The sequence below is a fragment of the Veillonella criceti genome, from assembly GCF_900460315.1.
In the GTDB taxonomy this organism is placed as follows: Bacteria; Bacillota; Negativicutes; order Veillonellales; family Veillonellaceae; genus Veillonella_A; species Veillonella_A criceti.
On the sequence record NZ_UHIO01000001.1, the window covers coordinates 1,105,369 to 1,129,270 of the forward strand.

The following is a 23,902-nucleotide window of genomic DNA, read 5'->3' on the forward strand; positions in this document are numbered from 1 at the left end:
ATTATGTAATCATCCTTTCACTCTCTTCTTTACTCTATTACTATTTATAACATAACTCAAAACTATAAAATTTTAATACATCCAATCAAATTATATACTTTCGATATAATTTATAATATCATATTTAACTTTTACAATATACAGTTAATTTACCATGAGGACCAGCCCACGGCAAATCTGTAAATTCACTAGGTAACACCCAACGCCACTGCGTCTCTTCTATCCTATCAATCTTCTCGTCCACAAAATCAGGCCAAATCCCCCTATATACTTCCATGTCCCAACAACGATGAGAAAATACATGACGTAAGGTCGTTATAGAAGAATCTTGCCATTGAATCTTAGCCCCTGCGTTTCTCCAATATGTGGCCAAAGGTTCTACGCCAATTAGCGGTAATGACTTCTTATCTTGTACCAAAGCCTCTCGCGGTACTTCTACATTAGGAAATTCCCACATAGAATGCAACAAGCCTTTACTCGGACGTCGGTGTAACAAATATTCGCCACGTTCGTTTTGAATAAGACCTGTCACAACCGAAATGATTGGTACGGCTTTTTTTACAATGCGAATCGGTAATTCCGTCGCTATCCCCAATGCATCAGCTTTACACCAACGACGTAAGAGGCAACTTTCACAACGAGGCACTTTAGGAATGCAAACACTCGAGCCAAAGTCCATCAATGCCTGATTAAAATCACCAGGACGATTATAGGGCAACGTTTCCTCCACCAAAGCAGCAATAGCCTTTTTACCAGCCGTTCGCATAATATCCTCTTGCACGGCATATAAACGCGCATATACACGCAATACATTCCCATCTATGGCCGCTTCTCGTTGATTAAAAGCAACAGATAAAATGGCGCCTGCCGTATAAGCACCTACCCCTTTTAAACTTTCTACTTCTTTACGAGTCTGTGGTATTTCGCCCCCATATTTACTCATCACTTCTTGCACACCTAAACGCAAATTACGAGCTCGCGAATAATAGCCTAATCCTTGCCAAGCTTTTACAACAGTATCCTCGTCAGCCGCCGCTAACGCTTCTTTAGTAGGAAATTGTGCCATCCAATTCTCATAGTACGGTTTCATCGCTTCAATACGAGTCTGTTGTGACATAATTTCAGACACCCAAATACAATAGGGATCCTTTGTCTGGCGCCAAGGTAAATCACGCTTATTTACGTCATACCATTGTAATAATTCCTGTGGCCACCTAGCCATATTTCCTTTATTTTTTGTTTCACTCACAATTGATTATCCCTTTCGCAAACAAGCGGCAATTTCTGCTGTTGTTTCAAATTCTTCAATAGTGTCAACATATGTATTTTCAGCCAATTTCACTTCATCATTATCTTTACCAAACACCAGTAATGTATGTAGTAATTTGCCCTTTAAAACCTCTGGAATCCACATGTCATCCCCTTTCCACATTGTTTCAAAAGGAATGTCATCAAAAGCAAACCAACGAGGCTCCATTTCTTCACTTTCTAAAGGTAAGCCTTCATAGTTCTTAACAATATATGTATAATTTAAATGATTTAATTCTTCCTCATAGGGAAATTGAAAATTCATAATCGCCACTGGTATTAAATCTTCTGGTTGTACCACTAATGATACTTCCTCAAAAATCTCACGAACTGCACATTGACGAAATGTTTCATTCTCCTGTTTCTTCCCGCCAAAGCCATTATATTTACCAACCCCAAAGCCACGTTTCTTCCGGCCTAGCAAAATCTCATTCTTATCATTTATTATTAAACATAATGTTGTCGGTTTCATATAAACTCCTAGCAAGCGCTTTTTTCATAAATAAACACTACCTATAACTCATTGTTATAATATTTCTATATAGATTTTTTTAAATTATCTATACTAATTAATTATATCATACTGCCCAAAAGGTCTAACCTGTGATAGTATTAAATAAGAGAGGTGCATTTATGAACGAACCACTAACATTTAATATTGCCATGGGCCGCAGTAAACCTGAAAATATTCGCCACCGCGAAGTGGCGTGTCCTTTCTGTGCAGTCGACGAATTAACAAATATTCTAGATACTCAGGGAGATATTATTTGGCTCATGAATAAATACCCTGTTTTAGATCGTACTTGGCCTACAGTCATTATTGAAACAAATGACTGTTTTAGTGAATTTTCACGGTATACACCAGAAAAAGCCGAAGAAGTGCTCGCCTTTTCCTTGCACAAGTGGCAAGAAACCATGGCGCGTGATGAATTTAAATCTGTATTATATTTTAAAAATTTTGGACCTATGTCTGGCGGCTCTATTCGCCATCCCCATAGTCAAATTATAGGTCTATATGATTACGATTATCGTAAGGATATTAAAGAATATCATTTTGAAGGTACCGTCCTAAAAGAAGACGACGAGCTAGTCATTACACTATCCAATAAACCTATTATTGGTTTCTTCGAATTTAATATGAAATTCAACCAACATACATCTCTAGCCCTACTCAGTCGTCGTATCCAACAACTCTTGCGGTATATCTTAACCGATTTTTCAAAACATAGCGGGTCTTACAACTTATTTTTCTATGATTTACATACTGATTCACAATATGTTAAAATAGTACCTCGTTATATTACGTCCCCATTATATGTGGGCTATACAATTAGTCAAATTAGCAACCATGAACGCATTGAACAAGTTAAAGCCGAATTAAATCGCGACTTTTTTAAATAACTTTTTTAGTAACTTCTATTACCACTATAGAACGACTGTAAGGAGACATGATGAAAATTTTTGCCATTGGCGATCTTCATTTTTCAGGCGAACCACCTACTAAGCCAATGGATGTTTTTGGTGCCCATTGGCAAGACCATCGCCAACGTATTATCACGGCCTGGCATGAACAAGTAAGCCCAGAAGATATCGTCTTTGTAGTGGGCGATATTTCTTGGGCTTTAAAATTATCTGAAGCAATACCTGATTTACAAACTATTGCTGCTTTACCTGGCCAAATTTATTTAATTCGAGGTAATCATGACTATTGGTGGAGTAGCGCTAATAAAATGAACACTGCTATGAACCATAGTCTTACTTTTTTACAAGGTCATAGCATAATCGCTGATACCCTTGCCTTTGGTGGTACACGCGGCTATATTTGTCCACGTGATACAGCCTTTATCGAGGCCACCGATACTTCAATTTATGCCCGTGAGTTACTTCGCACCGAAGCGGCTTTGCAGGAAATGGGCGATGCCACTACACGAATTTTACTATTACATTATCCTCCATTTAACGATAAAAATGAGGCTAGTGGCTTTACTGATTTATTAGCTAAATACCATGTTGATCATTGCATTTTTGGTCATTTACATGATAAAACATCTTTTGAGCGTATACCTAGTCATTTTGGCAATACACAATTACATCTAGTATCCGCTGATTTTATGAATTTCAAGCTAAAACAAATTATCTAATCTTTTACAAAAGGAGTTTCGAAGTATGAGTCGAATCCACAAAGAACATTTACAAGCAGGCTATATCTTTGGTGATACTACTAACGAAGAATATATCTATCTACCAGCGGGTGAAGTGGGTGTTGATCATCCTATATGCATCTTAGAACGACAAGGTCATTATGAAGATGTCGATTTGGAAACAGCAGCCCATCTCATTGATACGTTAACCTTGCGCCCTTGTAGCCATCCCAAATTAGGCAAACGGTCCTTTTAATCAAAACGAATTATATTCTAATCGCTCTAATGTATCTAGTTTCTCTAGTTTTCACAACTTTGTCTGATAACCCCCGATTTTCCTAATTTCATAATAAAACAATTTTGAGGCCGTAATTAATTACGGCCTCAATTTTATGTCTTATTCTATTATAAATATCAACAATCAATTACTCTTCTGACCCAAATGGTACTAATTTTTGAGCCTGTTCACGATGCATCGGTTTAATAGAACGATTCGCCACCTTAAAAGCTAAGGCAATAACAGCGGCATCATCGACCCAACCAAGACCTGGAATTCTATCTGAAATCACATCAATCGGCAAAATCAAATAACCTAATGCACCAGCAATAATGGCTTTCACATATTTTGGGGTATCTGGATCTTTAAAACAATAAAATAAAATACAGGCACGACGTAAAAATGCTACATTTTTACCAATGCCACTGGCAAACCGTAAAAACTTAGATGACGAAAAAAACTTCGCATACTTTAATAATTTTAAAGGATTCATCAAAACTCACTCCTACATACTATATATGGTACTTAGCCTTGCGCATTCACTAAATTATTTTTGTAATTTAGATTTTGCTTCATCAATCGTTTCTTCCACTTTGCCCTTTACTTCATCAGCCTTATCTTTAGCTTTGTCGGCTAAATCACTAGCTTTATCAGCTAACTCTTCTTTCTTATCTTTAGCTAAATCAACTAATTCTTCTTTTTTATCTTTAGCAGAATCAACTAAATCGCTCACTTTTTGCACAACCTCTTCGCGTTTGTCACCAGCGGAAACGATAAAATCACTTACTCGTTCAACTACATCTTCTTTACGGTTGCCTGCCACAGATAAGAAATCACTTAATTTACCAAGTACCGTGGATTTTACATCATCTGTCGTTTTAACAGCTGAACTAGCACCACCAGCAGCCAAATCAAGAGCTGCTTCACTAACTGTCGCCAATAATGAGCCAATACCAGATAAAGCATGTTTAGCATCAGCTATATAGTCTTTATCTGAATTAGCAATGGCTTTACCTGCAACCCCCGCTACAGCAGCCGTCGCAAGACCAAGCACTACATTTCTTAAAGAACCTAAGCTAGCTAAGGTATCACCATTTAAAAGATTACCTAAATTCAAACGACTAAGACCTAGGAAATCCTCTTTATCTACACCAGCTTCAGCTAAAAAGTCTTTTCCTTCATCACCTAATGGTTGACTCTTCATAGGCGAATCCATTAACGCTTTAATCGTGGTCTTATTATAATCAATAATTTCTACAAGACGTTCTCTATATTCTGAGAAATCACCAGGCATAGGCATGCCACCTTCTACCCAAGTTTTAGCACATTTACCAACCGCATAAGTTAAGCATACAGCCAATGGAATTTTAAGTTTAGGCGTTGGTAATACTGAGGTTAATAAAGCACTAACAAGGCTGCCACCTAAGCCACCAAGGAACCCAATAATAGCTCCAGCAGTTGCGGTATGTCCATATACCGCAGCAATACGGCTTACCATGTAAGCATCATTAGCAATTAAAGCGGTCGTACTAAGTTTTGGTGCCATCACAAGCACGCCTGCACGAGCAGCCGCCCAGCGACAAATCGTTTCAATTTCAGCATCACGGTTTGCTAATTCTGCTTCAACAGCTGCTAACGTTCCCTCAGGGTGAGTCATCAAATCTTTTACGTCTTCCATCTATATCGCTCCTTTATCACCTGTAAAGTTTCACACTATATTACAATTATAGTCCTTTCCTATAATTATTTCTATATTGAGTGTGAAATCTCCTCTTTTTTCCTATATAAATTATACAACTTGATTTTACCAGCTAGTAAGGCCACCATCAATGGTCCAAGCAGCGCCCGTTACAAAGGATGCTTTCGCACTCAACAAAAAGGCTATCACTTCGCCAATTTCTTCTGGTTTAGCAATGCGCCCTAGTGGATAATGCGTGGCCATTTCTTCCATAGCCTCTTCAAAAGTCTGATTACTTTCAGCTAATTGTTTAGCCACTAACGATGTATCTACATCCCCCGGACATACGCAGTTAACACGCACATTGTGAACCGCCATTTCAAGAGCTAAGGATTTTGTAAAACTCACAATCGCGCCCTTAGAAGCACCATACACAGAACAAGCTACATTACCTTGAAGACCTGCATCACTCGATACCGTAACAATACTCCCTTTAGTTCGTCTTAAACAAGGCGCCGCTGCTTGACACAAAAAAACAGTGCCTTTTACATTCGTCCCAATCATTTCGTCAAAGTCTTGTTCCGTCACATCATCTAATAATTCTTCTTTATAAAACCCAGCGGCCGTCACAAGAGCACTTACATCACCAAATAAACGACAAGTTTCTTCTACAATACGACGACAATTCATAACCTTACTTACATCGCCTTGTACAAAGCGCACCTTAGACGAAATACGACGTAATTTAACAACAGCTTCTTGTCCAGCTCGTTCATTACGACCATTAATGACTACACACCAGCCTTGTTTTAACAATAACTGAGCTGTCGCGAAGCCAATGCCGGATGTACCACCACTAATAAGAGCCACTTGATTTTCACTATTAATCGGCATAGAGTCACCTTCCTTCGCTTACCAATGAGTCACAACATAATCGTAAGTTAATTTACAGAGCATACTAACTGTCGTGGCAATAAATACAAAACGAACTAAACCAACGCCTTTTTTAATGGCTAACCGAGAACCCAAAGTAGCCCCAATAATCTGCCCTGCGCCAGCAGATAGGCCAAGTACATAATCTACATGTCCAAGACCTAAAAACAAAATTAATGAGCCTAAATTACTAACAAAATTTAGTAGTTTCGCATTCCCAGAAGAATACAAAAAGTTAAATCCCGCATAGATAAACATAAAAATTAAAAAAGTACCTGTTCCTGGGCCCACAAAGCCATCATAAAAGCCTATCGTCAAAGCACCCAAACCTAAAAGCAATAACTTCTTCTGCGAAGCCCCTGCATAGGTTGTCACTGTACCCCAATCCTTTTTAAATAATACAAATAAGAGTACACTAATCAGCAGTACAATAATAATTGGTTTTAAATATAATGGGGGAATACTAATCACTAATAAAGTGCCCAATAAAGAGCCTATAAATGTAACAGGCAATAACTTTTTAACCAAAGGCCATTCTACCATACCTGATCTTGCGTATGTAATGGAGGCCGTTAAGGCACCAAATACGCTAGATAATTTATTACTACCTAACGCTACACTAGGTGGCAAATTCGTCAATAACATAGCGGGTACTGAAATTAAACCGCCACCACCTACTATGGAATCTACAAATCCGGCCAAGGCGCCTGCTACAAACAAAATCAATGGCATAACCAAAGCAGGATCTACTGCATTCACAATATCCATACAAGCCTCATTTCAAACGACTTAGTATCGTCTTATAGCCATCAGCGCCGTATACTAAACAACGTTTCACACGACTAATGGTAGCCGTACTCGCACCAGTTGTTTCCACAATATTATCGTAACTTTCACCATTTTCTAACATACGAGCTACCTGCAACCGCTGTGCCAACGCTTTAAGCTCATTGACCGTACAAATATCTTCAAAGAATTCATAACACTCATCGATTGTTTCTAATGCTAACATAGCCTCAAACAATTGGTCATTCATGGGGTTGCGTAATTTTTCATTGACACTCATAAAGATCCTCCCTTAGTCATTTAGATTTAGTTTAATTATATTACATAATCATGTAAAAGAAAAAGACTTTCACACAAAAAAGTGCAAAAGTCTTTTTCATAGTTATTATAAACAATATTAAATTTTTAGAAAGCAGGGATAATAGACCCTTTGAAGGTATCTTCAATAAATTTCTTAGTAGCCTCAGATTGGTAAATGGCTAAGAATTTTTTAAGTGCTTCACTATTCTGATCATCTTCACGTACAGCGACTACATTCGCATACGGAGACTCTTTACTTTCAACCACTACCGCATCTTTCAATGGATTAAGACCTGCACTCAAAGCATAGTTAGTATTGACACAAGCAATATCTACATCATTGAGAGACCGAGCAATTTGAGCGGCTTCCAATTCCTTAATCTGTAAATTCTTAGGATTTTCTACAATGTCAGCGACGGTAGATTTTGGTGAACCGCCATCTTTTAGTTTTAAAAGACCTGCTTGTTGTAATAATAACAAGGCACGACCACCATTGGTTGGATCATTAGGAATCGCTACAGAGGCCCCATTAGGAACGGTCCCTAAATCTTTATATTGATTGGAATAAAGCCCCATTGGTAATAAGATTGTTTTCCCTACAGAAACTAAATGTAATCCACGTTCTTGTACCATATTATCTAAAAATGGTTGATGTTGATACGAATTCGCACTCAATTCTTTCTGTTCCAGCGCAATATTTGGCTGAATATAATCGTTAAATTCTACAACTTTAATTTTAAATCCTTGTTTTTCCGCTTCTTTAGCTACAAAATCCATAACTTCCGCATGCGGTCCAGCCGTTACACCTATAGAAAACTCTTGACTGGCTTCAGCAGCACTCTCTTTAGTATCACTACCACAACCAACTAATACAAGTGCTAAAGTAGCAATAGCCGCTAATAAAAATGCTAATTTCTTCATACATTCTCCCTCTTTCTGTTTCTCTCAACTCTCAATAACTAGCGTTTATTCACTTTGCGGGACAAGAAGTCACCACAAGACTGAATCAATTGTACTAATACGATTAAGATGACAATGGTAGCTAACATTACGTCCCCTTGGAAACGTTGGTACCCATAACGAATGGCGATATCCCCAAGACCACCGCCACCAATAGCACCAGCCATAGCAGAGTAACTGATTAAGTTAACAACCAGAACCGTAATGTTGTCAATAATCGTTGGCAACGCTTCTGGCAACAACACTTTACGAATAATCTGTAGTGGTGAAGCCCCCATAGCTTGAGCTGCTTCAATAACACCGCTATTAATTTCACGAATCGATGTTTCCACCAAACGTGCTAAGAATGGAATAGCCGCCAAGGTTAACGGAACACAAGCCGCCGTCGTACCAATAGAGGTGCCAGCAATAATACGAGTCAACGGAATAATCGCCACCATCAAAATGATGAAAGGAATGGAACGCAATGCATTCACAACCGTCCCCAATACACCATTTAAGGCTTTATTTTCTAAAATATGGCCTTTGCCTGTAATGACTAAAATTACCCCCAATGGAATACCAATAATCATAGCGACTACAGTGGAGATGACCGTCATTTGTAGAGTTTCACCTAACCCTTGAATCAACAAATTAATGATTTGTTGCGACATAGCCAATCACCTCGCTTCCAATTGGTAAATCTTTCAAGTATTGAATGCCCCGCTCTTCATTAGCTCGTTCGCCATCTAAGACAACAATTAAATGACCAAAGCTTGTATCTTGAATATAATCAACGCCCCCAAATAGGATGCTAACATCAAGGCCAAACCGGCGAATCATGCCTGCTACAATTGGCTCATCAACAACATCTCCGGTGAAATTAAGGCGGATGATAGGATGTAAGCCTTCCTGCCATTCAGATTGTACATTTAAATGGCGCCACGCTTCTTCTGGCAATTTGTGACTAATAATAGCACTTACAAATTCCTTGGTTGTTTTTTCTTTAGGCCCAGTAAATACATCTACTACAGGCCCTTCTTCTAAAATAACGCCACCTTCAATAACGGCCACACGATCACAAATCTCTTTAATAACCTGCATTTCATGTGTAATAAGAACAATCGTTAATTTTAACTTTTCATTAATGTCCTTTAACAATTCTAAAATAGATTTCGTTGTTTGTGGATCAAGCGCTGACGTAGCTTCATCGCAAAGTAATACTTTCGGATTACTTGCTAACGCACGCGCAATACCAACACGCTGTTTCTGACCGCCAGACAATTGTGATGGATAATTGTTCAAGCGATCGCTCAATTTTACAATATCAAGAATTGGCAATATACGTTCTTTAATTTCGGCCTTACTAAGTCCTTGCAATTCCAATGGAAACGCCACATTGTCATATACAGTACGGGAGGATAATAAGTTGAAATGTTGGAAGATCATGCCAATATTTTTACGTTGTTCGCGTAAATCTTTATCATTTAATTTTGTTAAGTCTACCCCGTCTACAACAACTTGACCAGACGTAGGTCGCTCTAACATATTAATACAACGAATCAACGTAGATTTACCAGCCCCACTTTGGCCAATAACACCAAAGATTTCCCCTTCTTTAACGGAAAGGCTAATATCTTTTAAGGCTTCTACACGATTCGGACCCTCATAGACTTTGCTGATGTGTGTCAGTTCAATCATGTGATCGCTCTCCTTTTCTCAAATCACTCTCTATTTAAAAGCACATTAAAAACAAAAAAACTCTTCACAACACATGAAGAGTTACCTGTTCTTCATCTGTCGAAGTATCACTTCGTTGGAATTGGCACCGTTCCAAACTTGGATGGTTGCCGCGACTTCATCGGGCCAGTCCCTCAGTCAACTCTTGATGAACCTATGTATTTTTTAACGTGATAAAATCATATCACCGGAAAGACATACTGTCAATAGAGGAATTAAGTATATCTAAAATTTTAATATAAAGATAACAAAAAGGACTTAGCCTACAACTATCATATACGGTGACATAACAGAACTAGGCTAAGTCAACTATCAATGAACTAATTTTACAAATATGCATCTATTGCCATACCTTAAACGCTTTACGATTTAATAAAAAGCGTGTACCTAATACAGCAATGGCACTTGTAATTAATTGGGGCCAACTCATCATCATTAAGATAGCCTTTTCAATGGGATACGGCACTGAAAAGCCTATAAACAATAAAGAAAAACTACCGTATAACACAACCCCTTTAGTAACGCTACAAACAAAGGTCTGCAACCATACGGGCTGATGTTGGCACAAGCGCCCTAAAAGGACAAACACCGTATTGCCAATGCCCACCAATGGAATAAAAGGCGCAAACGGCAGCATAGATTGCATAAAAGCAATAACAGGTGTCACCCACGCAATCACAAGTCCACTAATCACACCATAACGCAGGGTAGCCAAAAGCATGGCTAAGCCTACGAGCGAACCAATAAGAAACATACTTGCTATCGGTGGCACAGGCAAAATGAGGCGCAAACTTTGACTCAATAAGGCCACCGCTAATAATAGGGCCGTGCCTGTTAATGTACGAAGATCCATAAATATCCTACGCCAAACCTTCAGCTAATAATTTTTCATAGCCGTCACGAAGTTTCATAGTTACAGGCCCTACGTTACCATTTCCTACAGGTTGACGATCTAGTTTAATAATTGGAATAATGCCGCCAATCGTATCTGTGAAGAATAATTCATCCGCATTGTCTACAAATTCACGGTCAAATTCTTTTTCAATCAAGGAAACCCCTGCTGTTGGCGCTACACGCGTTACCACTAATTGACGCGTAATCCCTTTTAAAATCAATTCATCAGCTGGATGTGTATATAAAATACCATCTTTGACAGCAAACACATTCGAAGTAGCCCCTTCAGTACAAATACCATCACGGAACAACACGGCCGAATAAGCAAATTTCTTTTCTGCCTTAGTCTGTGCCAAAATATTAGGAATTAAATTTAACGTTTTAATATCTACATGATGCCAACGTTCATCAGGTAAGCTAATGGCCTTTACGCCGTCCCCTAATTTGCTTAAATCCTCTTTAATAGGACGAATATACATATACATGGTAGGCTCTAATTTAGCTCGATCATACGCGTGATGACGAGGTTCTACACCACGGGTAATCTGCAAATAAATATACCCATCGGTAATACCACTTTGTTCAATCATTATCTCATGTAATTCTTGCAAATCTTCTGGTGGCATTTTCACAGGAATATCCATGAAACGCATGGAGCGATAGAGTCGATCTTGATGATAGGAAAAAGCAAAACAACGGCCATTAAATACACGGGTTACTTCATATACACCATCGCCAAAGCAATACCCACGATCATCAAGGCTCACACATTTAGCACCGGGCTCAACAAATTCGCCATTAAAATAGGTTAACTCTTTCATTGGAACACCTCTCTATTCTAAGCTGCCAAAAACAACCGACCGTAAAATGTAATAATTATGTTTCGATTATAGCACAGTCCCACAAAATCTGCACTATCGCCCTAATAAAATACGTCGCACCACTTTTGGTAGTTGCTGTAAGCCTAGCGTTCCTAAATAGGATAGACAAACAGTGCAAATATAGAGTCCAATCACAACAACTGCTGTATATTGAAGTTGCGCTTTAACCATACCAAAAGTCAAAACAATCAACATGAATGGATGAATTAAATAAATTCCATAAGACTGCGTCCCTATTTGTTCCCAAAAGGCCTTTGCCACACTACTCATAGGCGTAGACAAGAAGAAAAATAGAAAGAACAACGTAGCAGCCCCAGTATATACCATACCCATAGGACTGAGTTGATGAATGGTATAAATAGCTTCCAATAGCGTATAATGACGTTCACTTAATACATAATAATAACTCCCCATCATGAGAGCTACCGATAAAGCAAACACGATTGTTAATAGGCCTCTATAACGCCACAAACCTTCAACCACGGCTTCATAACGCTCGGCTACGACGGCACCCAATAAGAAAATCCAAACGTAGTGCAACACCCAGTAATTAAGCTTCATAGCATATGCATATTGTAACCACGGATTCTGAAAGGTAATTTGCCCACTATAATAAGATGACCAAAAGTTAAATGCCACTTGCACTAAAAACAGTACACTTAACCAAACTATAGGCTGTTGTAAAATCCCCCGCACCATTACACGCCACAACGGCATAAGTAAATAAAACCACAATAGAATAACCATAAAATATAAATGGTAATAGCCATTGCCAAAAAACAATGTCGGCACTAAATATCGCGGTAGAAGACCTGCAAAACTCCCTACAGTAGCACCTGCATACAAAACATATAATAAAGACCACGCTACATAAGGAAATAAGACGACCCTTGAACGGCGCCACAAAAAATCTTTATACGAAAAGACTTCAAAACTAGACGTATGATAAAACAAGCCAAAAGCCGATAAAAAGAAAAAAGCGGGCACTGTAAAGCGCGATAAAATCTCCAATAAGCCGATAAGTTGCGTATTGGCCTGCGGATTACTCAGTGCAAAAGAACCAACGTGAATTCCAATAACACCAAGCATACAGAGTCCACGCATATAGGTGATTTCAGGTAAAAACGACTGTCTCAAAACAACTCTCCTCGCTAACAAAAACAGGACGAAGGACTAAGCCCTCCGTCCTGTATCCATCTGTCTATTCTTTCGTTACTGGCACAACTGTAGACATAGCGCCACTCGCTCCATTAGCGGTTGTTGCTACTGCGCCGCCATTCGCTGCCGCTTTTGCTTTAGCCTCAGCTTCAGCCTTAGCTTTTGCTTCTGCTTCTGCCTTAGCACGTGCTTCCGCTTCACGCTGTAAACGTAACTCTTTCTGTAATGGGGCTATTGGTTGATCATACACGGTAATATCTGTTTCAAACAAACGTCCCCATGGGAAACGTGCCGATACCGTCCGCGGATCAATTTGCAAGTACTTTTCAGCAAAATCTTGAACTCGTTCACCCATATAAGCCTCTAATTTTTCATTCAAGGTGCCGGTATAACGAACATTGTCAGTTCGAATAGAATCTTGCATACGATAAATATCCTTGCGAATATTCGCTTGATAAGCCCAATTATCTAAATATTGTTGCGTTAACATATTATGATGCTTCTGTTCAGGCATAACCTTACCAAGTACACCTTGAGCAATCGCATACCCCACCGTGTTACTAGCTGTGTTCCAGCCATTATACGACTCTACTTTATATAATAACCCTCGTTTATAAAGTCCGTATACAAATGTATTGTCTGCCCCATTAGAGTAGGAAATATCTGCTACACTAACAGGCACCTGTTGATTAATAGCCGTTTCCACTTTATCAAGGAAAGCATTCGTACTCGCTGAAATCATAGGGAAGTTTTCAAACGCTTCCGACTCACCCGTTACTTTACCAAGTGGCGTATTTACAGCTAACAAGATATCTGGTTTGCCATTCGTAGTCATTGTACCACCAACAGCTTCCACATGTTCCGCAATCGTCTTAGCTACCGACTGATCTTCATAATGAGGCACCGTTTCACCAGCACCACCTAATGGATAAATCACTTCAAAGGAAGGTTTTAAATGATTACGGTCTACATGAGCACGGGCAATCAATAATAAGCCTAATTGGTCAGCCCCTGGGAAACTGCCATATTGATCCACTTTAAGTCCTTTACTATATAGTTTTAAGTAACGACTTTCTAACGCAGACTGCGATAAAGTGCTGGTATCATCATGACCCAGTGCAAAATATTTGAAAACGCCCTTACGAGTTTCATCAATCAAGGCCCGATTCACCGTCATATTCTTTTGACGACGATTAAACCAGTCCTGTAAATATTCAATAGGCACCGTTGACTGTAATTGTACAAGACTTGCTTGTTCCTCTTGATTCAAATTACCAGCATCTAATTTATCTTGTAAAGCTGCAATTTGGAAAATCGTAGGACCATATTCATCATAATAGGATGGTTCTACACCACCCCCACTAGCCCTAGGCGAACGCATAACGGTACCGAAAGCATAAATTGGCACATTAGGATATTTTTCATGCAAGCTACCAATCTGCTTCGTCCGGTTTAATAACATATTTAAGGATAAATTATGTTTACGTGAATCTACTAAACCACCATAAATTAAAGTATCCGTACTCAATACCATCACATCGGCCCGCGCTGCATTTTCATCAACCCATTGCCAAATCTTATCCGCTTCACCACGATAATTTTTACCAGATACTAAATAATCCGGTGGCGTAATCACCGTATAACCAGCCCCTTCGGCAGTATCAACTGTGTAGGATAAACTAACTGGTCGATTGTCTTGTGGTACAAATAAAATCGTAGCCGCCGACACTTGCGATGTTCCCCATAAAACAGCAGCTGCTAACGCTCCTGCAAACCAGGAAAATCGTTTACTCACGCTTCTCAACTCCTTTTAAGCCACATGCTATTACTAAATCCATCAATTCATTACATTGTTTATAATCTTATCTATTATACCATACGAAAAAATATAATAAAACTAGCGAATACGCGGTAAACTCCAGTTATAACGCAGCGCTAATGTACGGATAACTACAACAATAATAAACGCACTATACGAAGCTAACTGCCATTGCCCCATATGATAAAATCCATAATACACAATGCCCCCTATAATCGCTGGTAACGCATAGACCTCTTCACGCAATACGGATGGCACGCGCTGCGCTAAGATATCACGAATCACGCCACCACCAACAGCCGTTAAAAGACCTAATATGACGGCCAACACAGGCATTTCAGGATAACTATACACGCCAATCCCCGCTCCAGTTACTGTAAACGAAGCAAGTCCCAGTGTATCTGCACCAAGATACATACGTCGTACCCAACGAGTACCAATATAATGTGCCCGCCGTACTCGATAGATAAAAAATACACCAAAGGTGACAGCCATAACAATAAACACATAGGTAAACGTACGTAATGAATTAGGCGGTATATTGCCTACCATCAAATCACGCATAATCCCACCGCCAATAGCTGTCGCTAACGCTAAGACTAACATGCCAAAAATATCCATACGTCGCCCAATTCCTACCAGCGTGCCTGAAATGGCAAAGGCAATTGTACCAATAATGTCAAATGTAAACCATAGTAATTCCAAGCTAATGTCTCCTTATGAAATAGTCGCATATTATATGCCACGCCCAATTGTAAAATGCCCCACGCTTACTAGGTCTCTTCTTATGCTCAAATTTACATCAAATTATAAATAATTATATCATTTATAGGCTCTCATTTACACTCTTTTAAAAATACATCCGAATAAACTAGCCAATAATTAAATAAGTCATACATGCTATGTCTTTTTAAAATAAACATTTGTCTTTACAAAGAGGATTTTTAGTGATACTATAGAAGCCATATTCTATGAGAATATACGTATTTAGGTATGAGGTTACATGTTTGAGGTTACTTAAGAAAAAGGAGTGTCATCGTATGGAAAGCTTTATTGGAGCAGTTGAAACCATCGTCAATACAGTGAACGATGTATTATGGGGCTATATACTTATGTATGCCTTAATCGGGATTGGCGTTTTCTTTACTATTTATTTAGGGGCACCACAATTTATTCGTTTTGGTCCTGCCTGCCGCCAAGTATTTGGTCGACTCTATAAAGGCCACAAGCCAAAAGGTAGCGATGATAATAAATCAATCTCCTCTTTCCAAGCCCTTGCCGTTGCCATCTCAGCGCAAGTAGGCACAGGTAATGTGGCCGGCGTAGCTACAGCCATTATGGCCGGTGGTCCTGGGGCTATCTTCTGGATGTGGTTAAGTGCTATGTTTGGCATGGCTACTATCTTTTCAGAAGCAATTTTAGCTCAGCATTATCGGGAAGATGTAAAGGGCCAATTCATTGGGGGCCCTGCGTTCTATATTTCAAAAGGGTTAAAAAATATAATTGGCCATGGTTCCGCTAATTTTCTCGCTTACTTTTTCTCCGTTGCCATTATTATAGCCTTAGGTTTTATAGGCTGTATGGTACAATCTAACTCCATCGCTTCGTCCATCAATAGTGCTTTTGGTTTTGAACCCTTATACGTTGGTCTTATCATCGCCCTATTTGCCGGTTTAATTTTTATTGGTGGTATACGACGCATTGCTACCTTTGCCCAATTAGTAGTTCCTTTTATGGCCATTCTTTACATACTTTGTGCCATTATTATTCTATTTGAATTTTCTGATCACATTGTACCAACCATCCAATATATTTTTGAAGGTGCTTTTAACCCACAAGCTATCGGGGGCGGTGCTTTAGGGGTAACTATAAAAGAAGCGATTCGCTTTGGTGTTGCCCGTGGGCTATTTTCTAATGAAGCCGGTATGGGATCTACACCGCATGCCCATGCAACAGCTTTAGTATTGCATCCAGTTCTACAAGGTTTTGTTGCTTTCTTTGGTGTATTCTTTGATACCATTATCATTTGTACAGCTACCGCTTTAATTATTCTTTTGACTGGTAGTCATGAACTCGGCCTATCTGGTGCACTTGTTACCCAGCAAGCCTTCGCTACAGCCTTTGGTGATATTGGACCTGCTATTATCGCTATTTGCTTAACATTCTTCGCTTTTACTACCGTTGTCGGTTGGTATTATTTCGGCGAATCCAATATTCGATTCTTATTCAAACAAAAAAATATAGCCATTCATATCTATCGTATTATTGTATTGGTATTCATTGTACTAGGATCTGCTGGTAAAGTGGATTTAGTCTGGAACTTAAGTGATATGTTTAACGGGATCATGGTTATTCCAAACTTAATTGCCTTAATTCTACTTCGCAAAGAAATCAAGGATATCCTAAAACATTATGATGAAAGTCGCCAAGATGGTCCCCCTTCTTATGAATATCCTGAAATGAATCGATAGGTTAAACGCCGGTTAACACAAAAAGAGCGCCTTGTGAATACTCACAAGGCGCTTATTTACTGTATGGTGCGGTTGATGGGACTTGAACCCATACGAGCGTACGCTCACCACCCCCTCAAGATGGCGTGTCTGCCATTCCACCACAACCGCATGGAATTATTAATGGTGCCTCAGGACAGAATCGAACTGTCGACACAAGGATTTTCAGTCCTTTGCTCTACCGACTGAGCTACCGAGGCAAATGAGGAAAAACATCTGTAAATAAAAAAATGGCGACCCCGATCAGATTTGAACTGACGATCTTCGCCGTGACAGGGCGACATGTTAACCGCTACACCACGGGGCCGCAATACCGTTGTTTCAGGTACTTACATATAGTATCATGATTTTATTTTTTGCGCAAGAGGCAAAATGAATTTTTTTACATTTTTTTGAGGGAATATGTAAAAGAGAATTTCCTATTCTACATACATAGCATTTAAGTATATTCTTAATCTAGATTGTACATTAAAATTATTAGCTAATTAGTAGATTAACAAATAGTTGATTTTTCATTTTCCAAGTATTATTATACTCTCAGAAAAACGATTTGTTTTCTTCCAAAGAATCCAATCAACCATTTAACTTAAAAGGAGTCTTAACTATGCAATACAAACGTCTTGGCACTACCCATATTGCCTTTCGTCTTAATCCGGGTGAAGAGCTTGTCGAATCCATTGAAAAAATTGCTCGTGAAGCAAACATAACTACCGCTATGATTCAAGGTCTTGGTGCGACTAACGACATTGTCCTTGAAACCTATCGAGCCTCTGAAAAGAAATATTATCATCATCGCCTAACCGGTGATTTTGAAATTACTTCTATCACAGGTACTATTGATTTATTAAACAACGACTATTACTCTCATCTCCACATTACTATTGCTGACCAAGAAGGCCATTCACATGGTGGTCATTTAACAAGTGCCATTATCAGTGTAACTGCGGAAATGATACTTACCTTATTACCTGAGGATATTCATCGGGACTATGATGAAGAAGCTGAGTTGAACTTGTGGCAGTTGGATGAATAAAAAAGTTTTACAAATTAATAGTAATATTACAAAGCCCTAGGAGAATACTTTATTCTCCTAGGGCCAATTTTATACTAAAAAAAATTGTAAAAAACGAATTAATGAAATACACAAAATCGAATAGATAAAAAATACTTCATATACAGTGATAGCCGGAAATGGACAAGCACAAAATCCATGCACTATACCACGCATAGAATAGCTAGCGGTTTCTAACTCTAATAGCAAATTTAATTCAGTTTCAGAAACTGGTGTATGTGCGTCCATGCGACAATATTGCCAAAATAAAAGAACAACTATTGCTTCTTCTTTAATCAAACTCAACCATATATACCCTTGGAAAATTATCCAAAGTAAAAATAAAATCCGACCTATAAGATAACGTTTTCCTAGTAATATCGAAAAACAAAGTCCTATTGTACTACCTAATGTGCCTAATAAAATGCTCTCATTAGTAGTCAATGTAGAAATGCCTACACCCCAAAAGAATATACTCCAACACGCTGCCATTCCTTGAAAAATAAAAACAGCTAAAACCATTCCAGAAGAATGCCTCCTTAATTTAATTCTACCGCCTCACAACTAATACGCCTCTTCACGCTGAAAGTTACTATTATTCTCATACTTCACTGTTATTCTTATATTACACCTGTTACTAATTGAAATATTATATTCAACATCCCAAAAATCAATCCATTTAAAATGTATACCATTACCAAAAGGGCTACAAAATTTACATAATAAATTGCCATATATTTAAAAATCTTAGGTTTTACCCTATTAAGCACATAGTCTATATTCGTCTCTGCATTTACAGGTGCATGATTATCAACATATATAATAAGTCGTTTTTTAAGCTTTTGTACAACTAATAAGGTAAAACACCAAATAATACCTATATCCAGTAAGACTAGCAAAGGAATAACACTAGATAAAACCATATATCGAAGGCCTATAAAATACGAAATAGTAGCTGCAAAACTTACAATTAACAAAGGCAACAATCCCCAACAAATCCTCTGCACAGAAGTATTGAGTATATCTGAACCAACTAAAATTCCCACAAACAAAATCCAAGTCACTACTTCTGCTATTATAAAATGCCCCCAAGGCAACGATAAAATTGGTTGTATTATAAAAGTACTACCTATACCTAATACAACTGCTAAATAAAATACGTTCCTATTTAGTTCCTGTGTACCAAAAGCCCAAACACTAAATAATCCCCAAACACTCATAACAGCAATTATCATATGAATAGTATTGAATTCTTGAAATCCCATTTCCAAGAATATTTTTGAAATCACACAACCTAATAAATGAATTGCAAACATATATTTAAGAGTTAAATTATCCACTAAGTCTATAATCTGAGAAGATATTGATGTATTCCCTTCATAATTAATAAATAATTGTTTCCAATGCAGTTCCATAAAGCTCCCCCTTGAACCTTATATTATAATAATAAAATACTTTTGAGCATATAAAATCACCCCATATCCAGGTGTATGCTCACTATAGCATATCCCATAGACAATGGGGTGTCCGATTGAAATGATATTTAATTCATGCTTATTCTTGTTTCACCCAACCCTTGAGCTGTCAACCGACCTACACCACAAAATTCAGCAAAACTAGCTAATAAGCAAATTAATCGTTGCTCTTCTAAGGATAGATGCCCTATAGCAAAAGAGATGTTTCCAATAAAGCCATTGACACCTCTATCACGCCCATAAAATACTCGTTGTGTTCTACCTTTCCAAAAAACTGGTGGCATAGAAGAAGCAATTGACTCTATAAGCTCCTTATCAAGGATATTATCTGTTGTATTCATATTCCATTTTATAAGCAATGATTTAAAAATTAATTGTGGTAATGGCATGGGATAATCAAATGTATCTACCCGAAATGAAACAGGGCTCAAAAACTCAAATTTTACCTCTTTAAACTTTTTATCAATTTGACAAATTTTAAATAAATCCATTTCAGAAATTACGCCTGTATTCGGATGCGACTCCTCTCCACCTACATAACGTTCTTCCAAAACAAATACAGCCTGATTAATTTTAATTTCGCTATATTGTGGAATAGATAGTATTAACTCTAACAACCTTTCATCCCAACAAGCAATACGAAACATAGCTTCTGTCCCTGGCTTAACTTTGATTTTATTATCAGTTTCCTTAATTTTAAATTTAAAAGTTAATGACGATAACGAAAAAGGTTTCAATTGAGACATATTATGATAAAATGTCGCTTCTTCTTCACTAACAGTCTGAAGCAAAGAAAAAAAGGCCCCATGCACAGCTCGTCCATTATACTTGTCTATATTTCCTTCTTTTACACATCGTAATTCAAACTCAATCGCACCTAAAATCATATGTCCTATTCACTCCTAAAGAAAACTACTCCTTAATTATCTTATATTTTATTTACTATTATCTGCTGTCTCTTTCTGATATTCTCGGACCTGTTTATAAAAATCTTTCACTTCTCTCTCAATTAATTTTCTCGGAGTTAAGCCATCTAATCCTTTAAATTCAGTTTCCATATACTTTTCATATACCTCAATCCATTTTACCTGACCTTGAGATGATAAAAAACAGCCTTTTTCTTCAAAAACAAAATCATCAATAGAAAAAGTCTTTACATTTAATACCTTTAATACTAATCGATCTGTTACCTTTTGTCTTAATAAATCCATTAAATCATAAACTAAACTATCTTTACGCCCATTATTACTATGAAGAACACCAATTCGTTCATCCAAATAAATCTCCATCATAGCTAAGCGTACTTCCCGTTCTAAAAAACTATAGGCATAACTCAACAAAGAATTTACTGGATCCATAGTCCCCTTGTGTTCACGTCCCACCCACTGCCAAGTATCTGCTCTTAATACACTACTGAAAGCTTCAAAATAATACTTTGAAGCCATTCCTTCAGTCCCACGCAATTTTTCAACAGAAGCAGAACGTTGACACATAAAAAATGCTTGTTTTAAATATTGTAACGAATTATTTATTTCCCCAGAACTATCTTTTTTTACATATCTTTTTAAAAGCTCTGTTTGTGCCATAATTTTATGTTTAACAATATAACGTGCCAACTCTAACTGATAAACAGAGTTTGTAAATAAATTTACTTGCTGGATTAATTTATTTGCCCCCACTCTATGTCCGCCCAAATAAGATAATACTCTACCTTTATAATCTACATAAATAATAATAACCTTATTAACAATTAATTCAGCAATAAGTTGAGTCGATATTTGTGCATATTTACTAATTACGACCTGTTTTACTGTTTTTAAGGGTATACTATATTGAACACTACCATCCTTGGCAACCACAACTCGCCCTCCGCTTTTACTTGCTACAGCCCCTGGCGATAATAAATACAGTATCGGCATACCTTTCCCCCATTTTGCACAAAAAACATTAAGATGGATATTTAAATCCCCTAAATCAATATTTATAAAGTAAGTCCAATCATCAGCTCAATCTATATAGAGGACTTCTACATAATTAACTAATACATTTTTACTTAATGCAATAACTATTCACTATTGCAAGTGGTAAGCAGTGCTGCAACCAGAACAAAGCGGCGTAATCACTATACTTGACTAAGTTTCAATACCGCAAGCGGTAAGCAGTGCTGCAACTCAAAAAAGAGCTCACTCAGGGGGCAACTCGAATGTCGTTTCAATACCGCAAGCGATAAGCAGTGCTGCAACTGCCAAGTCTTAGAACCATCAATGATCCCAGTTAGTTTCAATACCGCAAGCGGTAAGCAGTGCTGCAACATAAATATGTATCTGATTATATTGAGTTTATTAAAAATTGTTTCAATACCGCAAGCGGTAAGCAGTGCTGCAACTCTATCAAGAGTTTATGGAATCAGACTGTAATTTGTTTCAATACCGCAAGCGGTAAGCAGTGCTGCAACCTTTTAACGGAAAGATGTTAGAATTAAGAGCCGTTCAGTTTCAATACCGCAAGCGGTAAGCAGTGCTGCAACTAAAGACCTGGGCATAACAAAAGAAAGCATTTGTTTCAATACCGCAAGCGGTAAGCAGTGCTGCAACTATACCCTACAAAATTTTAATTACAGGGACACCGTTTCAATACCGCAAGCGGTAAGCAGTGCTGCAACACAGAGCCAGAACTCGTGGACATTGCAATCTTTGGGTTTCAATACCGCAAGCGGTAAGCAGTACTGCAACTTTAAAGCCGGCGTTAATATGATTAGTGACATGACGTTTCAATACCGCAAGCGGTAAGCAGTGCTGCAACTTTAGTAATTATTACAATTTTATTGTCAATTGGGTTTGTTTCAATACCGCAAGCGGTAAGCAGTGCTGCAACTGTAAACACGTCCGAAGGAATTCGGACGATCGAACCGTTTCAATACCGCAAGCGGTAAGCAGTGCTGCAACGTTATTTAAAAGCAAATGTATTGCTTCTTCATTTAGTTTCAATACCGCAAGCGGTAAGCAGTGCTGCAACTGGGCTTAAGGATTTTCCAGGCGAGATTATTAGTTTCAATACCGCAAGCGGTAAGCAGTGCTGCAACTATATATCTGGTTATAAGAGGAAAATGACATGAAGTTTCAATACCGCAAGCGGTAAGCAGTGCTGCAACTTAGAAAGGATATTATTATGGATAATATTATTGGTTTCAATACCGCAAGCGGTAAGCAGTGCTGCAACCGAGTACGTGCAAAAGTCAATACTGTATTGCCTCAGTTTCAATACCGCAAGCGGTAAGCAGTGCTGCAACTAAATCTGGTTTTATCGGTAATGAATGCGCACAAACGTTTCAATACCGCAAGCGGTAAGCAGTGCTGCAACGAAAAGCTCTTCATTGTTTGAAGATTTTGACGGTTTCAATACCGCAAGCGGTAAGCAGTGCTGCAACTAGAACCTGACATGATCCCTGTAATATGGGAGTTTCAATACCGCAAGCGGTAAGCAGTGCTGCAACTCTAAAGTAGAACAACAAGTATTTGAAGCTTTAAAGTTTCAATACCGCAAGCGGTAAGCAGTGCTGCAACCGGTGCAGTGGTTAAGTCTTTCGGGGAGGTAGTGGGTTTCAATACCGCAAGCGGTAAGCAGTGCTGCAACGGACGGCTCTGATTGGAACGCCACTGACGGCGTGAGTTTCAATACCGCAAGCGGTAAGCAGTGCTGCAACAATTAACGGCGAATTTAGCTTTAGCCAAACGCCAGTTTCAATACCGCAAGCGGTAAGCAGTGCTGCAACTAGTATGAATTTACTATCATTTAATTATGCGGAGTTTCAATACCGCAAGCGGTAAGCAGTGCTGCAACTAACTATGCCTATAGTAATATTGACTTCACTCAGAGTTTCAATACCGCAAGCGGTAAGCAGTGCTGCAACCCATTCCATTTTTCACGAATTTCACCATTTTCGTGTTTCAATACCGCAAGCGGTAAGCAGTGCTGCAACTATTGGTTATGCATGTAGTATGGCCTCCTTATT

Annotated in this window: 24 protein-coding genes, 3 tRNA genes, 1 CRISPR repeat array and 1 riboswitch (1 of these 29 cut by a window edge); of the genes, 5 read left to right on the plus strand and 22 right to left on the minus strand. The window is 38.3% G+C overall.

Annotated elements, in window-relative coordinates; translation table 11 throughout:
- Window positions 1–124: 124 nt before the first annotated feature.
- Entirely contained in the window at window positions 125–1,249 is a 1,125-nt protein-coding gene (gene mutY, locus DYE54_RS05015; RefSeq protein ID WP_422822088.1) for an A/G-specific adenine glycosylase, read from the minus strand.
- A 6-nt stretch (window positions 1,250–1,255) separates the two neighbouring features.
- The gene (locus DYE54_RS05020) at window positions 1,256–1,780 is read right to left on the minus strand and encodes an 8-oxo-dGTP diphosphatase (protein ID WP_115310208.1); all 525 of its coding nucleotides are present in this window, start codon (window positions 1,778–1,780) and stop codon (window positions 1,256–1,258) included.
- A 161-nt stretch (window positions 1,781–1,941) separates the two neighbouring features.
- Between DYE54_RS05020 and DYE54_RS05025 the strand changes: the two genes are divergently transcribed.
- From DYE54_RS05025 to DYE54_RS05035, 3 genes are read left to right on the plus strand one after another with little or no spacing between them, the layout of a single operon-like run.
- Window positions 1,942–2,709, plus strand: coding sequence for a DUF4931 domain-containing protein (locus DYE54_RS05025; RefSeq protein WP_115310209.1), 768 nt, complete (start codon window positions 1,942–1,944; stop codon window positions 2,707–2,709).
- Window positions 2,710–2,759: 50 nt separating this feature from the next.
- Window positions 2,760–3,449 carry a metallophosphoesterase gene (locus tag DYE54_RS05030; RefSeq protein ID WP_115310210.1) on the plus strand — a complete coding sequence of 230 codons (690 nt, stop codon included), beginning with the start codon at window positions 2,760–2,762 and terminating at the stop codon, window positions 3,447–3,449.
- A 25-nt stretch (window positions 3,450–3,474) separates the two neighbouring features.
- Window positions 3,475–3,705, plus strand: coding sequence for a hypothetical protein (locus tag DYE54_RS05035; protein ID WP_115310211.1), 231 nt, complete (start codon window positions 3,475–3,477; stop codon window positions 3,703–3,705).
- A gap of 169 nt (window positions 3,706–3,874) precedes the next feature.
- On the opposite strand, the gene DYE54_RS05040 is transcribed toward DYE54_RS05035, so the two are convergent.
- From DYE54_RS05040 to DYE54_RS05100, 13 genes are all read right to left on the minus strand, one after another.
- Window positions 3,875–4,219: a YkvA family protein gene (locus DYE54_RS05040; protein WP_115310212.1), complete on the minus strand. Its 345-nt coding sequence runs from the start codon at window positions 4,217–4,219 to the stop codon at window positions 3,875–3,877.
- 54 nt (window positions 4,220–4,273) lie between these two features.
- A complete protein-coding gene (locus DYE54_RS05045; RefSeq protein WP_115310213.1) occupies window positions 4,274–5,404 on the minus strand; it encodes a YtxH domain-containing protein in 1,131 nt (376 codons plus the stop codon).
- Window positions 5,405–5,530: 126 nt separating this feature from the next.
- Window positions 5,531–6,298, minus strand: coding sequence for an SDR family NAD(P)-dependent oxidoreductase (locus DYE54_RS05050; RefSeq protein WP_115310214.1), 768 nt, complete (start codon window positions 6,296–6,298; stop codon window positions 5,531–5,533).
- An 18-nt stretch (window positions 6,299–6,316) separates the two neighbouring features.
- Window positions 6,317–7,105 (minus strand): TSUP family transporter, encoded by a 789-nt coding sequence (locus tag DYE54_RS05055; protein ID WP_115310215.1) that lies wholly within the window; start codon window positions 7,103–7,105, stop codon window positions 6,317–6,319.
- 7 nt (window positions 7,106–7,112) lie between these two features.
- Complete coding sequence (locus DYE54_RS05060; protein ID WP_115310216.1) at window positions 7,113–7,403, minus strand: YerC/YecD family TrpR-related protein; 291 nt, start codon at window positions 7,401–7,403, stop codon at window positions 7,113–7,115.
- A 125-nt stretch (window positions 7,404–7,528) separates the two neighbouring features.
- Window positions 7,529–8,344 (minus strand): MetQ/NlpA family ABC transporter substrate-binding protein, encoded by an 816-nt coding sequence (locus DYE54_RS05065; RefSeq protein WP_115310217.1) that lies wholly within the window; start codon window positions 8,342–8,344, stop codon window positions 7,529–7,531.
- A gap of 38 nt (window positions 8,345–8,382) precedes the next feature.
- Entirely contained in the window at window positions 8,383–9,036 is a 654-nt protein-coding gene (locus tag DYE54_RS05070; protein WP_115310218.1) for a methionine ABC transporter permease, read from the minus strand.
- On the minus strand, window positions 9,017–10,063 hold the full coding sequence (locus DYE54_RS05075; protein WP_115310219.1) for a methionine ABC transporter ATP-binding protein: 1,047 nt from the start codon (window positions 10,061–10,063) through the stop codon (window positions 9,017–9,019). Before DYE54_RS05075 ends, DYE54_RS05070 begins: the two co-directional genes overlap by 20 nt.
- Window positions 10,064–10,152: 89 nt before the next feature.
- A riboswitch (SAM riboswitch) is annotated at window positions 10,153–10,257 on the minus strand.
- Window positions 10,258–10,442: 185 nt separating this feature from the next.
- On the minus strand, window positions 10,443–10,955 hold the full coding sequence (locus tag DYE54_RS05080) for a hypothetical protein (protein WP_115310220.1): 513 nt from the start codon (window positions 10,953–10,955) through the stop codon (window positions 10,443–10,445).
- 7 nt (window positions 10,956–10,962) lie between these two features.
- Window positions 10,963–11,817, minus strand: a complete 855-nt coding sequence (gene dat, locus DYE54_RS05085) for a D-amino-acid transaminase (protein ID WP_115310221.1) — start codon at window positions 11,815–11,817, stop codon at window positions 10,963–10,965.
- A 93-nt stretch (window positions 11,818–11,910) separates the two neighbouring features.
- Entirely contained in the window at window positions 11,911–13,014 is a 1,104-nt protein-coding gene (locus DYE54_RS05090) for an acyltransferase (protein ID WP_115310222.1), read from the minus strand.
- Window positions 13,015–13,078: 64 nt separating this feature from the next.
- Window positions 13,079–14,830 (minus strand): DUF4127 family protein, encoded by a 1,752-nt coding sequence (locus tag DYE54_RS05095; protein WP_115310223.1) that lies wholly within the window; start codon window positions 14,828–14,830, stop codon window positions 13,079–13,081.
- A 102-nt stretch (window positions 14,831–14,932) separates the two neighbouring features.
- Window positions 14,933–15,559, minus strand: coding sequence for a trimeric intracellular cation channel family protein (locus DYE54_RS05100; protein WP_115310224.1), 627 nt, complete (start codon window positions 15,557–15,559; stop codon window positions 14,933–14,935).
- A 335-nt stretch (window positions 15,560–15,894) separates the two neighbouring features.
- Between DYE54_RS05100 and DYE54_RS05105 the strand changes: the two genes are divergently transcribed.
- Window positions 15,895–17,325, plus strand: coding sequence for an alanine/glycine:cation symporter family protein (locus tag DYE54_RS05105; RefSeq protein ID WP_115310225.1), 1,431 nt, complete (start codon window positions 15,895–15,897; stop codon window positions 17,323–17,325).
- Between the two features lie 64 nt (window positions 17,326–17,389).
- Here the strand turns inward: DYE54_RS05105 and DYE54_RS05110 are convergent.
- The 3 genes from DYE54_RS05110 to DYE54_RS05120 form a co-directional block, all read right to left on the minus strand.
- Window positions 17,390–17,475 (minus strand) — tRNA-Leu (locus tag DYE54_RS05110).
- 13 nt (window positions 17,476–17,488) lie between these two features.
- A tRNA-Phe gene (locus DYE54_RS05115) sits at window positions 17,489–17,564 on the minus strand.
- A 31-nt stretch (window positions 17,565–17,595) separates the two neighbouring features.
- Window positions 17,596–17,671: transfer RNA gene (locus DYE54_RS05120), tRNA-Asp, on the minus strand.
- A gap of 297 nt (window positions 17,672–17,968) precedes the next feature.
- Between DYE54_RS05120 and DYE54_RS05125 the strand changes: the two genes are divergently transcribed.
- Window positions 17,969–18,397: a PPC domain-containing DNA-binding protein gene (locus tag DYE54_RS05125; RefSeq protein ID WP_115310226.1), complete on the plus strand. Its 429-nt coding sequence runs from the start codon at window positions 17,969–17,971 to the stop codon at window positions 18,395–18,397.
- Between the two features lie 69 nt (window positions 18,398–18,466).
- On the opposite strand, the gene DYE54_RS05130 is transcribed toward DYE54_RS05125, so the two are convergent.
- From DYE54_RS05130 to cas1, 4 genes are all read right to left on the minus strand, one after another.
- Window positions 18,467–18,937, minus strand: a complete 471-nt coding sequence (locus tag DYE54_RS05130; protein WP_115310227.1) for a hypothetical protein — start codon at window positions 18,935–18,937, stop codon at window positions 18,467–18,469.
- Window positions 18,938–19,035: 98 nt separating this feature from the next.
- Window positions 19,036–19,830, minus strand: coding sequence for a hypothetical protein (locus DYE54_RS05135; protein ID WP_115310228.1), 795 nt, complete (start codon window positions 19,828–19,830; stop codon window positions 19,036–19,038).
- 128 nt (window positions 19,831–19,958) lie between these two features.
- A complete protein-coding gene (gene cas6 / locus DYE54_RS05140; RefSeq protein ID WP_115310229.1) occupies window positions 19,959–20,777 on the minus strand; it encodes a CRISPR system precrRNA processing endoribonuclease RAMP protein Cas6 in 819 nt (272 codons plus the stop codon).
- A 48-nt stretch (window positions 20,778–20,825) separates the two neighbouring features.
- Window positions 20,826–21,809: a CRISPR-associated endonuclease Cas1 gene (gene cas1, locus DYE54_RS05145; protein ID WP_115310230.1), complete on the minus strand. Its 984-nt coding sequence runs from the start codon at window positions 21,807–21,809 to the stop codon at window positions 20,826–20,828.
- A gap of 147 nt (window positions 21,810–21,956) precedes the next feature.
- Window positions 21,957–23,902: a CRISPR direct-repeat array (repeat unit 35 nt; unit sequence GTTTCAATACCGCAAGCGGTAAGCAGTGCTGCAAC) (it continues 109 nt past the right edge of the window).